Origin of the sequence: Chryseobacterium salivictor, from assembly GCF_004359195.1 — a bacterium.
Lineage (GTDB): Bacteria > Bacteroidota > Bacteroidia > Flavobacteriales > Weeksellaceae > Kaistella > Kaistella salivictor.
Genome location: NZ_CP037954.1, coordinates 291655 through 304317 on the forward strand (window position 1 = coordinate 291655; position 12663 = coordinate 304317).

Sequence of the window (12663 nt, forward strand, 5' to 3'; positions counted from 1 at the left end):
TTTTAAATTTTATTGAGCTGCATAATTTCTAAATCAAATTCTTTTGATGCTACCAAAAGATGGTCAAAAATATCTGCCATTATCCCCTCATAATTTACCCATGCGGAATCGTTTGTGAAACAATAAATTTCCAACGGCATTCCATGAGGCGTATTCTCCAGCTGCCTCACAATCAAGGTTCCTTTTTGATCGATATGCTTATTATTTCTAAGATAATTAAAGGTATATTCCCGAAAAACCCCAATATTAGTCAGTTGCCTGCCATTAATAACAAGTTCTGAATTTTCGATATGCGACCGTTCTTCGATTATTTCATCTTTCATTTCCTGAAGATAATCTCGGAGTAAATTAATTTTAGACAACCGGTCCACCTCTTCTAAATTTAAAAATTTGAAAGACTTAATATTAAAAATAATGGAGCGCTTAATTCTTCTGGTATTGCTCTCTGACATGACCTGAAGATTTTTAATTTCTGTGGTCAGAAAGTCATAAGTCGGAATGGTAGAGATCGTCTTATCGAAATTCTGAATTTTCGTTGTTAAAAGATTTAAATCGACAATGGTTCCTTCCAGATTGTATTTCGGGATGCCAATCCAGTCACCTACTTTTAAATTTTTAGAAGTTGCGACATGAATCCCAGTAACAAAACCAAGAATCGTATCGCGGAAAACCAAAACCAGAACGGCGGTAATTGCTCCCAAACTGCCAACGATTGCAGAACCGCTGATTCCGAAAATCACACAAATTGCAACAACGGAGGACACGAAGATTCCGAAAATTTTGACGGTTTGCGAAACTGCATTCAATGCAATAATTTTATAATAATCTTTTTTGATGACGAAGAAATTGCGGAAAGCACTCATCCCCCGGTACAGCATTCCAGCCACCACAAAAACGATGAATAAACCCATCATTCTTTCTAAGAAAGTAAAGCTTTTTGGGTGTCGGTAGAAAATAGAAAACAGGGCATAACTACCGAAAAGCAACGCAATGATATGGGAAAACGAATTTGTAATTCTCGCAGCATAAATGGACTTCAGAACAGGATATTTATCTTTATCAAAAAATAACTTAAAAATAGTATTAATTACCAGTTTGAAAAGAAAATCAACCAAGTAGATTATGCCTACAAAGAAAGCAAATTTCAATAAAATCTGAAGAAGCAGCACCCAACTATCCGGCGAATGATCTCTCACAAAAAAGTGAATCGAGTCGCTTACAGTCTGCAGTAAATCTTTAGTATCTATCAGATCTTTATTCATCCCAGCAAAAATAAGAATTCTGTTTGTCTTTCGCAGATTTATAAGTACATTTAACAAAATTTAGTAACGATGGACACTACTTTAATTGAAATTGTCAGTATTATATTATTAGTTCTTGGGATTTTAGGGACTTTTCTGCCCGTTTTGCCGGGATTATTATTGAGCTTAGCGGGTTTGTTGATTTATAAATTCGGAACAGATGCACCTTTATCCATGGTTTATGTCTGGATTTTCGTTTTCCTCACCATTCTGTCGACCGTTCTCAATTATGTAATTCCGGCCAGAACCAACCGGAAATACGGCGGCACGCGTTGGGGAAGTGTAGGTTCGGTGGTGGGAACATTTGTCGGACTATTTTTCATTCCTGTTCCGTTCGGATTTTTAATCGGGATGTTTCTGGGCGTTTTCATCGGCGAATTACTGCACGATGCCTCCGATAAAAAGAAAGCCTGGAATTCTACCAAAGGTGCTTTAATTGGATTTCTCTACGGAACAGGTTTCAATTTCATCGTGGGATTGGCAATGTTTTTGGTAGTTTTAATTGATCTGTTTTAAAAAACCAATCCTATGATTTACAAAATATTAGTAAGCTCACTGACTTTTTTCACTTTGGCAACCTGTCAGAGTCACACTCCAGCAAATGCAACAAAAACAGGCAAAGTAAAAAACACCACAGTTATAACGGATTCCAGTTCGCAACCTATTCCCAAAAAAGAAGCGTCGGCAATGTCGACAGTTGTGCCACCCGATGACCAACCAGTGAAAACGGCAGAAAAGGAGCAATCAATCTCAAATAAAAAAAATGTGGTTTATTTCAAAGAAGGCGAAAACAAATTCCTGAAGGAATATGAGATGAATGTCACCTTCAAAAGAATGCTTGAAGACAGCCGCTGCCCGAAAGACGTACAATGCGTCTGGGCCGGAAATGCAATGGCAGAAATAGAAGTGATGGGTATTTATACCAGACCTGTAATTTTACAGCTCAGCACGATGAATGATGCAAGCAGAAGCTATTACAATACCCAAAACTTCAATGGATATAAGATTTCGCTGGTCGAAGTAAGTCCGGACATCACTTCTGCCAAGGGATTTAAAGCATTAAAAGGAAGCTACAAAATTGCTCTTCAGTTTGAAAAAGAAACGCCGGGAGATTCCCCAACTCAGAAAGGAGGGATTACCACGAAATAGGATTTATCTTTTTCGATTTCAAATAATCATTAATCTGCGAAAAGGGTTTGCTTCCATAAAAACCCCGATAAACCGAAAACGGTGACGGATGCGCAGATTTTACGATAAAATGTTTGGAGGAATCAATCAGTTCCTCTTTTTTTTGTGCAAATGCGCCCCATAAAACGAAGACTACATTTTCCTTTTTATCTGAAATCTCTTTAATGATAAAATTAGTGAATTTTTCCCAGCCTAGATTTTTGTGAGAATTCGGTTCATGGGCTTTCACTGTCAAGGTGGCATTCAATAGCAAAACGCCCTGTTTCGCCCAGTCATCGAGGTCTGTTCTGGATCTTTCAATTCCCAGATCATCTTTCAGTTCTTTAAAAATATTTTTAAGCGAAGGCGGTGCTTTTACTTTTTCAGAAACAGAAAAACACAGACCGTTCGCCTGATCACCATTATGATAAGGATCCTGTCCGATGATCACTACTTTTACGTTTTCAAAAGGAGTTAAATCCAACGCTCTGTATATTTCCTCTTTTGGCGGAAAACATTTTTGTGTTGCATAAGCTTCTTCTACTTTTCGGCAAATATTTTCGAAATATCCGGTGTTTGTAATCGGAGAAAGAATTTCAGTCCAGGTCATTGTATGATTTGATGATTAATTGATGTGGTGATGTGGTAATGTGGTGATTTTTTAAATGGCGCTTAATTCAAAAATAATATTTTCCGGGTACTTTTCATCCTTTCGTTTTTTGCTTAAAACAAATTTTGTTTTCTCGAGTAATTTTATAGAGTCCAAATTATTTTTATTGGTAAAAGCTTCGATTTTCTTTAAGTTCAAATCATTGAAACCATAATCCAAAATACAGTTTACGGCTTCCGACATGATTCCTTTTCCCTGATAATTCGGCAGTAATTCATATCCTAGTTCAGCCGTAGATTTATCTTTAGAAAAATTCCACAGGCAAATTGTGCCTATTAATTTCGGGTCATTTTGGAGCGCAATTCCCAGAAAAACGATTTCTTCATTCTCCGCTTTTCTTTTTATATTTAAAATAAAATAGAGCGCTTCAAAAGAATCTTTCGGAGGATCGCGGTGAAGAAAATCATTAATTTCAATATTGCTTCTAATGTTTAGAATGTCGTGGGCATCATATTCTGTGACCGTTCGCAAAATTAATCTTTCAGTAGAAAACTTCATCTTTCAAAGATATAATTTAGAAATTAATTTTGCATTGCCGAAACCGTTGTTTCAAAACTTTTGTAACTATGGTGTCAAAATAAGTAAATTTGCGTGTGCATATACAAAAAGAAGATTTAAACGAACTCGAATTTCCGGAACTTTTGGCGGAGATTTCCCCTTTTGCTTTCTCGAAAAAAACGGCAGCTAAAATTGCAGCCATCCGACCATTTGATATTGATGAGGCCGAATTATCCTTAAAAAAAGTGGCCGAATATTTATCGAGTTTTGAAAGTGACAACGCGATTCCTTTCAGCGAATTTGAAGATATCGACGCAGAATTAAAACTGATGCTGATTGAAAATTTCAGATTAGACAATGCGGCTTTCCTGAAAATAAAAAGTTTGACGGAGCAAATTGCCCGGCTTCAAAAATTTTATCCCGCGTATGAAGATTTATTTCTTCATCTCAATAACGATGTTAAAGATCTAGAATACCGGAAGGAAATCGTCGATAAAATCGACAAGGTTTTCAACCGTTTTGGCGAAGTGAAAAGCGACTCGTCTCCAGTTCTGAAAACTTTGCGGGCTGATATTTCCCACGCCAAAAAAACAATTCAGGAAAACTTTAACCGGGCACTCACCGCGCTTTCTTCCACTGATTTTCTGGATGATATCCGCGAGAGCATTGTAGACGACCAAAGGGTTTTAGCCGTAAAATCCGGTTATAAAAAACGGGTTCCTGGAAGAGTTCTGGGACTTTCTAAAACCGGCTCGATTACTTATATCCAACCTGAATCGGTGGTGAAACATCAGTTTAAATTACGGGAAGATATTGAAGAAGAAAAGAAAGAAGTCGATAAAATATTGCGGAAATTAACCTTTGAAATTTCAGAATTTCAACCTCAACTTTATTCTTACCAAAAATATATTTTTGATTTGGATGTCACACGGGCCAAAGCAAAATTCGCTGAAAAAATCGGCGGTATTTTACCCAAAATCAACCGTCACCGAACGATGCGCCTGATCAACGCTTTTCATCCATTATTGCTGATTAGAAATCAAGTTGAAAAGAAAAAAATATTTCCACAGACTTTAACCTTAACCGAACAGAACCGCATTTTGTGTATTTCCGGACCGAATGCCGGTGGGAAATCGATTACTTTGAAAACCGTCGGCTTACTGCAACTGATGATTCAGAGTGGGATTCTTGTTCCGGTTCATCCGAGATCTGAAATGTTTTTCTTTGATAAATTAATGACCGATATCGGCGACAATCAATCGATAGAAAACCATCTTTCGACGTACTCTTCGCGGCTCAAAAAAATGTCGAAAATCATTCGGGAAGCCGATGCCAAAACGCTATTGCTCATCGACGAATTCGGAACGGGTTCTGATCCCGAGTTGGGAGGTGCTTTAGCAGAAGCTTTTCTGGAATTCTTCTACGACAAGAAAAGTTTTTCGATTATTACAACGCATTACACCAACATTAAGCTCGTCATCGAACAGTTGCCCAATGCGCAAAATGCAGCAATGCTTTTTGATGAACATTCTCTGGAACCACTGTACAAATTAGAAGTCGGACAAGCCGGAAGCTCATTCACCTTTGAAGTTGCCGAGAAAAACAAAATCCCGAAATTCATCATTGAATCTGCTAAAAAGAAAGTGGAACACGATATTATTAATCTGGATAAAACGATTGTAAAATTACAGCAGGAAAAATTTGAAGTCGAAAAGCTGAAAACCGACCTGACAGAAAAAAGAGATTCCACTCAAAACAAAAAAGAAAATCTGGAAAAACTGAATGAGCAACTGGAGCAGAAACTTTTTAATTTTCAGAAACTCTACGAAGACGAACACCGCAAGCTGCAGTTCGGAAATAAAATTGAAGCATTCATCGATTCTTATGTCAAAGGGAAATCGCGGAAACTGGTCGTGGCAGATTTTGTAAAAATTCTGGAGCAGGAAAAGTTCCGCAAACTCGGCGCTGATAAAGATGAAAATAAAAAGCTGCAGATCGTAAAACGCAAAATCACACAGCAGTTAAAGAAAGTGGATGTTCGGGAAAAAATCGTGGAGACCAATGAAAAACTGGAAGACAAACGCCAAAAAGAACGCGCCGTCTGGATGAAAGTTGGCCAGCGTGTCCGAATAAAAGGATCCGCAAGCGTAGGAACCATCGATAAAATAGAGAAAAACGGGAAAGTTTCCGTAAACTACGGAAGTTTCAAAACGCAGATTTCTGGTGATGAGTTGGAGCGGATTTAAAATTTAAATAAACTTAAATAAATAATGCGAGATTTTTCAATCCCGCATTTTTTATTTGTATCCAAAATATTACAAATCAGCTTTCCAACTTGCCTTCGTCAATTGCTTTTCTAAGCAAAATATCAAACGCTTCTCCCATTTCTTCGGAAGCCTTTCTCACTGCTTTGCCTACGATATTTTCAACCTGGTGCGGCTGTATTCCAGCTTCCGTCCAGCTGACACCATCACCATAAACATTTAAAATAAAAGGCATTATCCGGTCGACGGCACAGGCGAAAACGGCGTCCGGAGTTTCTTCGGCTTCAAACTCAATCCAAAGACTAAGAAAATCAGAACTTAAAGGTTCATTCAATATGCCGAACGTCTTCTTTGCAGCTGCCAATTCTCTTTCATATTTACCGGTCATTGCACTTTCGTCAAAAATAAAAGTATCACCGGCTTCGATTTCAACCACATCGTGAATAGAAAGCATTTTGATGACCCGCAGAAGATCGATTTGTTTTTTATCTTTTGCATAAGGCCATAAAATCTGCGCAAAAACCACGATTTGCCAACTGTGTTCGGCAGTATTTTCCCGGCGTGAATTATCCAGATTAAAGTTTCTGCGATTCACATTCTTCAACTCATCCAGGGCGAGAATAAAATTTATTTCTTTTTCTAAAACCATGTTGCTAATTTCGGAAAAAAAAGCTCGGAACTTATAAAAAGTTCATTTTTCGGATCAAGTATAAAACTTGGGGAGAAAGATATAAATATTTAATTTTGAAGAATGTTAACTTCTTAAATTCCTGCTGATCTAAACAAGCAATAAAGAGGAGCCAGACCTTCAATTATTCTACAAATACCGATATTCACCTCCTGAAACCATGATAAGAGTCAGCATACAGTCAGCATAAGCCAGGGGTTGGTATGGGGATGAGTGCACTTTGGTTATGTGGAGAAATGGGTATAGTTTGCGAAGCTCCAATATCTTTTTAGCTCCCGCACAGAAATCCGATTGCTGACTAAGGACTGTATCATTTTCACATTATTCAAAATTTTTGCCTAGTCCCCAAGTTTTGATACTGATCCTTGATACTGATCCCATTTTTCGTGCGTAAATCGTGCTAAACCAAAAAAAATCACCTACGAAAATCGTAAGTGATTGTAATTAAAGTGGTCTCTCCAGGAATCGAACCAGGGACACATGGATTTTCAATCCATTGCTCTACCAACTGAGCTAAGAGACCTTTCGTTAATTGAGTGGTGCAAAAGTAACAACTTTATCCTTACCATGCAAATCATTTGCAAACTAATTTTAACAATTTTAACAATATTACTGATTATCAGAGACATTATTTTCTTCCCGTCTGATCTGTTCACTCATTTCTTCTAAAACCGGCTTGATCGTACTCTCCGGTAATTCACTAATCCGAATATACATCAACCCATCAATCGCGTCATTAAAACTGGGATCTACATTGAAAGAAATCACTTTCGCATTTTGCTTGATATATTTTTTAATCAAAACAGGCATACGCATTTCCGGCTCCAAATCGTCGATAATCTTATCGAGCTTATTCAAATCAGATTCTACGTCATCGAAAAAAAGATGCTTGTCACGGTCCTTTAACTTCACCTTAAACTCATTTTTAGGGTGAATGTACTGCGCCACGGCAGAATCGTAGTAGTGAGACCTCATAAACTCAATCATCAGGGATTTGGAGAATTCCGAGAACTTATCGGAAATACTTACGCCGCCCATCAGGAATTTATGTTCGGGATTTCTTAAACAGACATGCACAATACCGCGCCACAAAAGGAAAAGTGGTAACGGCTTCTGCTGATATTCCTCGGAAATATAGGCTCTTCCCATCTCAATCACTTTCCTGAAAAAAGGGCGGAGTTCGGGATCAAATTCAAAAAGAGAACTGGTGTAAAAGCCATCGATACCGTGCTTCTTCATCACTTCACTTCCCAAGGCCATGCGGTAAGCTCCTGCTAATTTCTGCGCCTGGCTGTCCCACAGGAACAAATGGTGATAATGCTCGTCATATTCATCAAGATCAAACGGGAGATTGCTTCCCTCGCCGATTTTCCTGAAGGTAAGTTCGCGCTGCCTTCCGATTTCACGCATGATGGAAGGGATATCGTTATACGAGGCAAAAAAGACTTCATAATTTCCATTCCTGAAAAGCATTTTATCATTTTTGCTGAGCGTTTCTATTTCACCTACAATATCTGGTGTCGGTGTTTCATCAATAATATTCTGAACGACATTGGCTTCTTTTTTCAGAGAAAAATTAAGTTTCAGATTGGGAATATTTAAGCGGTCGGTAATCGATTTCCTTTTTTCGTAATAAGACTTCAAAAGAAGGATTTTCTTTTGTAAAAACTCTCCCATCTCTTCGATGGTATCATGATCTTCCAGCACTTTTACCGAGACCGGTTTTCCCAGTCTGATCCGGATGGGTTTTTCTCTTTTATACATCATTTCAGATGGCAATAAAAGCGTTTGTAAATCAGGATGCACCTTCGCCAACTGATAAAATAACCGGCTGTTTTTTGCATGAAAATACATCGGAACCACGGGAACTTTTGCCATCTTGATTAATTTCAGCGCAGGCTTTTCCCATTTTTTATCTAAAATCTCACCGAATTCATTGTTTCGGTTCGAAACTTCGCCGGCCGGGAAAATTCCGATGCAGCCGCCATTCTCTAAGTGTTTTAAAGATTCACGCATTCCTGCAGAACTGCTTCTGAGCTCTTTCCTGTTTTCGAAGGGATTTACCGAAATGACGAAAGGCTTCATCGGTTCAATCTTTTCTAATAAAAAATTCCCCATGATCTTGAAATCAGGCCGAATCTCGGTAAGAATTTTGGTCATTAAAATCCCATCAATAGCACCGAGCGGATGATTGGAAACCAAAATGAAAGAACCGGTTTTGGGAATTCTGGCCAAGTCTTCTTCGAAAACGATATATTTCAAATCACGTTCGCGCACGAAAGAATCAAAAAAATCTTTTCCGACTTTGTCTTTCAGCACATCGTATAATTTATTAACCTCATCGATTTTTGTCAACCGCATAATCGCTGATGCGGCAGGATTTTTCAGTAATCCTAATTTGCTTAAACCCGACGCTTTAATCAAATCACTTTTAGAAATTAAACTCATTGAAATTAATTAATTACAACCTGTATGGTTTTTTGGGAAATCTGCTCCAGCAATATTTTTTTATCTTGATAAAATTTATTCAACTGCTCTAAATTAGCGTTTCTTATGGTATAAAGCGAAACATTTTTAATAATTTCTGTATTGAACAGTTTTTGAAGTTCTTCATCCAGTTCTTCAACAGTCAGATAGAGATCTTCCAAACACAGATCCAGAGAAATCGCAGAATTCTGCATCAAAGAAATTTTGATTTTATATTTGGCCAAAAGAGAAAATATCTGGCTTAAATGCTCCTCAGCAATGAAAGAAAAATCTCGCGTTGCAATCCTCATCAAATGCTGGTTTTCCTTTAAAATAAAAGATTCTTTCTGGCTTCTTTCTTCACTCGCGCCAACTTTGGTTCCCGGATTTTTGGGCTCCAAAAAGGATTTTACATAAAAAGGAATATTCTTTTGTTTAAGCGGCTGCAGCGTTTTGGGATGAATTACCGATGCGCCGTAATAAGCCATTTCTATGGCATCTTCGTAGGAAATATGGTCGAGCAGGGAAACATCCGCAAACTTTCTGGGATCGCCCGTCATGACTCCGGGAACGTCTTTCCAGATCGTCATGGCTTCTGCATTCAGACAATAGGCGAAAATTGCGGCCGAATAATCGGATCCTTCTCTTCCTAAAGTGACCGTAAAATTATTATCATCAGAACCAATGAAACCTTGTGTCACATAACAGTTCTGCTGATTCAGCGAGTTCATTTTCTGTTCAGTTTCCTGCCAGTTGACATTTCCTTCGCGGTAATTATTGTCGGTCTTAATAAAGTCACGCGCATCACACCAGGTATTTTTAAACTGAATATCGTTCAGGTATTCGCTCAGAATTTTAGAAGATATCAATTCACCACAACTCACCACCTGATCGTAAACGAAATTGTAATTCGGCGATTTATTTCTTCTTAAAAAAGATTCGATATCACCAAAAAAGACAGAAATCTCAGCAAAAACGGGATGGTTCTCTGCAAACAGATCCTGTGAAATCTGCAAATGATTCTGTTTCACTTTTTCGATTTCAGCCTGGTAATCGGTTTTGGAAAAATAGTTCTCAACGACTTTTTCTAAAGCGTTGGTGGTCTTTCCCATGGCCGAAACCACGAGGAGACAACTCTGAAAACCCTGCGTTTCTAAAACCAGGGCTACATTTTTTACACTTTGTGCATCTTTTACCGATGCGCCTCCAAATTTAAAAACCTTCATTTAAACAGTTCAATATCAATAATTTATTTTCACCAGAGGCAATCTCTGTACATAATACCAGGGGTCAAAATTATTAATTATCGATGAATAAAAAAAACTTGGATTCATATTAAAAAGGAGATTAAAAAAATAATAGTTATGAGATAATTTTCCAGAAGCACGCTTTAGAGAAAAGAAACGCCGATTTCTGTCATTTAATAAAAACAAATGCTGCTAAATTGAAAGAATTTTACGAAATTTGTAACAACCCAAAAAGTAAAATAATGTCAGAACAGTCGTTCCAAACTCTTGGTGAATTCATCATCGACAAACAAGAAGATTTTTTGTATTCCACCGGGGAACTTTCCCGTCTGCTGAGCGCCATCCGTTTGGCCTCGAAAGTGGTTAACCGCCAGGTGAACAAAGCCGGAATCGCTAACATCATCGGCAAAGCCGGTAATGAAAACATTCAGGGCGAAGAACAGCAAAAGTTAGACGTACTGGCCAATGAAATTTTCATCGAAGCATTATCCCAAAGAGAAGTGGTGTGCGGAATTGCCTCGGAAGAGAGCGATGACTTTATCGAAATTCAGGCAAGCTGCAATGCGCACTTGAGCAAATATGTGGTTTTAATTGATCCTTTAGACGGATCGTCAAACATCGATGTAAATGTTTCTGTAGGAACTATTTTCTCGATTTACAGAAGAGTTTCCGAACCGGGGACTCCAGTTATTCTGGAGGATTTCTTACAAAAAGGAGTCAATCAGATCGCTGCAGGATATGTGGTTTACGGTTCATCCACGATGATTGTTTACACGACAGGAAATGGCGTCAATGGTTTTACACTGGACCCAAGTCTAGGTACTTATTACCTTTCCCATCCCAATATGATGTTCTCCCGTACCGGAAAAATCTATTCCATTAATGAAGGAAATTACATTAAATTTCCGCAGGGTGTGAAAGATTATATCAAATATTGCCAGCGAGAAGAAGAAGACCGCCCATACACTTCCCGATATATCGGAAGTTTGGTTTCTGATTTCCACCGAAATATGATCAAAGGCGGAATCTATATTTATCCTTCGACTTCGCAGTCACCCAACGGTAAACTGAGACTTTTATACGAATGCAATCCAATGGCTTTCCTGGCTGAACAGGCAGGTGGAAAATGCACCGACGGTTTCCAGAGGATTATGGAAATTCAACCGACCGAACTGCATCAAAGAGTTCCGTTTTTCTGCGGAAGTTATGATATGGTAGAAAAAGCAGAAGCGTTCATGAGAGAAGCCGCTGCGAAATAAACAAAACAAAAACAATCTAATCCGGTCAGAGCGTGCTCTGACTTTTTTTATGAAAAAAGCAACTTTTAAACAATATCTTTTAGAATTCAAACAACCAAGCGGAACATCCCGCGGTATTCTAACCACCAAGGAAACCTATATTCTCGAAATCACCGAGGGTGATAAAAAAGGAACCGGAGAATGTGCAATTTTCCGCGGACTCAGTTTTGAAGACGTTCCCGAGTATGAGGAAATGCTTCAGTGGCTTTGCGACAACATCAATGAGAACAAGAAACTTCTCAGAAAAGAACTGCTTCATTTTCCTTCCATCTGGTTTGGTTATGAACAGGCGATGCTGAATCTGAATAACGGTGCAGACCTCTATTTTCCCAGCGATTTTTCAGAAGGATATTCTTCCATCAAAATCAATGGCTTAATTTGGATGGGCGATGCGGCTTTTATGCAGCAACAAATTAAAGAGAAACTTGACCAGGGCTTTCATTGCCTCAAACTGAAAATCGGTGCGGACTGGAAGTCGGAAAAAGAAATCTTAAAGCAGCTGCGGGCACAATTCCCGAAAGAGGAACTCGAATTAAGGGTTGATGCCAACGGTGGTTTCAGTTTTGAAGAAGCCAAAGTGGTATTACAGGAACTTTCGGATTTGGGAATTCATTCTATCGAACAACCGATTAAAGCTGGAAACACCGATCAAATGGCCGCACTTTGCAAGACGACTCCAACACCGATTGCTTTGGATGAAGAGCTGATTGGCGTCTTAAATTTCGAGGATAAAAAAGAGCTTTTAGAAAAGATCAATCCGCAGTTTATTATTTTGAAACCGTCCTTGGTTGGCGGTTTTTCCGGAACCGACGAATGGATTTCTTTCGCCGAAAACAAAGGCATCGGCTGGTGGATTACGTCTGCCCTGGAAAGCAATATCGGCCTGAATGCGATTGCGCAATATACTTTTACGAAAAATCCAAAAATTCCGCAAGGTTTGGGAACCGGCGGATTGTTTACCAACAATGTAGAAACCAGGTTGGTTCTGCACGGAGATGAATTGATGATGAGATAAATTATTACGGCTCAGTTTTGAATTCCTTACTGAAGTTTTAAAAGCTGAG

The 12663-nt window shown here is 38.5% G+C and carries 11 protein-coding genes and 1 tRNA gene; 5 read left to right on the plus strand and 7 right to left on the minus strand.

Annotation, left to right across the window (positions count from 1 at the left end):
* Positions 1 to 2 precede the first annotated feature (2 nt).
* Positions 3 to 1262 (minus strand): mechanosensitive ion channel family protein, encoded by a 1260-nt coding sequence (locus NBC122_RS01480; protein ID WP_133438679.1) that lies wholly within the window; start codon positions 1260 to 1262, stop codon positions 3 to 5.
* A 69-nt stretch (positions 1263 to 1331) separates the two neighbouring features.
* On the opposite strand from NBC122_RS01480, the gene NBC122_RS01485 reads away from it, so the two are divergent.
* Together NBC122_RS01485 and NBC122_RS01490 are read left to right on the plus strand one after the other, a co-directional pair.
* Entirely contained in the window at positions 1332 to 1817 is a 486-nt protein-coding gene (locus tag NBC122_RS01485; protein WP_133438680.1) for a DUF456 domain-containing protein, read from the plus strand.
* A 12-nt stretch (positions 1818 to 1829) separates the two neighbouring features.
* A complete protein-coding gene (locus NBC122_RS01490) occupies positions 1830 to 2450 on the plus strand; it encodes a hypothetical protein (RefSeq protein ID WP_133438681.1) in 621 nt (206 codons plus the stop codon).
* Here the strand turns inward: NBC122_RS01490 and NBC122_RS01495 are convergent.
* Both NBC122_RS01495 and NBC122_RS01500 read right to left on the minus strand, forming a co-directional pair.
* Positions 2437 to 3078 carry a uracil-DNA glycosylase gene (locus tag NBC122_RS01495; RefSeq protein WP_133438682.1) on the minus strand — a complete coding sequence of 214 codons (642 nt, stop codon included), beginning with the start codon at positions 3076 to 3078 and terminating at the stop codon, positions 2437 to 2439. The genes NBC122_RS01490 and NBC122_RS01495 overlap by 14 nt on opposite strands.
* 51 nt (positions 3079 to 3129) lie before the next feature.
* The gene (locus NBC122_RS01500; RefSeq protein WP_133438683.1) at positions 3130 to 3636 is read right to left on the minus strand and encodes a GNAT family N-acetyltransferase; all 507 of its coding nucleotides are present in this window, start codon (positions 3634 to 3636) and stop codon (positions 3130 to 3132) included.
* A gap of 95 nt (positions 3637 to 3731) precedes the next feature.
* Between NBC122_RS01500 and NBC122_RS01505 the strand changes: the two genes are divergently transcribed.
* Positions 3732 to 5882, plus strand: coding sequence for an endonuclease MutS2 (locus NBC122_RS01505; RefSeq protein ID WP_133441028.1), 2151 nt, complete (start codon positions 3732 to 3734; stop codon positions 5880 to 5882).
* A gap of 76 nt (positions 5883 to 5958) precedes the next feature.
* Here the strand turns inward: NBC122_RS01505 and NBC122_RS01510 are convergent, their stop codons facing one another.
* The 4 genes from NBC122_RS01510 to NBC122_RS01525 form a co-directional block, all read right to left on the minus strand.
* Positions 5959 to 6549 (minus strand): HD domain-containing protein, encoded by a 591-nt coding sequence (locus NBC122_RS01510; RefSeq protein WP_133438684.1) that lies wholly within the window; start codon positions 6547 to 6549, stop codon positions 5959 to 5961.
* A 489-nt stretch (positions 6550 to 7038) separates the two neighbouring features.
* Positions 7039 to 7111 (minus strand) — tRNA-Phe (locus tag NBC122_RS01515).
* 86 nt (positions 7112 to 7197) lie between these two features.
* Positions 7198 to 9036 (minus strand): lysophospholipid acyltransferase family protein, encoded by a 1839-nt coding sequence (locus tag NBC122_RS01520; protein ID WP_133438685.1) that lies wholly within the window; start codon positions 9034 to 9036, stop codon positions 7198 to 7200.
* A gap of 5 nt (positions 9037 to 9041) precedes the next feature.
* Positions 9042 to 10280 carry an aspartate kinase gene (locus NBC122_RS01525; protein WP_133438686.1) on the minus strand — a complete coding sequence of 413 codons (1239 nt, stop codon included), beginning with the start codon at positions 10278 to 10280 and terminating at the stop codon, positions 9042 to 9044.
* A gap of 263 nt (positions 10281 to 10543) precedes the next feature.
* Between NBC122_RS01525 and fbp the strand changes: the two genes are divergently transcribed.
* Entirely contained in the window at positions 10544 to 11560 is a 1017-nt protein-coding gene (gene fbp, locus NBC122_RS01530; protein WP_133438687.1) for a class 1 fructose-bisphosphatase, read from the plus strand.
* 49 nt (positions 11561 to 11609) lie between these two features.
* Positions 11610 to 12614: an o-succinylbenzoate synthase gene (gene menC / locus NBC122_RS01535; RefSeq protein ID WP_133438688.1), complete on the plus strand. Its 1005-nt coding sequence runs from the start codon at positions 11610 to 11612 to the stop codon at positions 12612 to 12614.
* Positions 12615 to 12663: the final 49 nt, after the last annotated feature.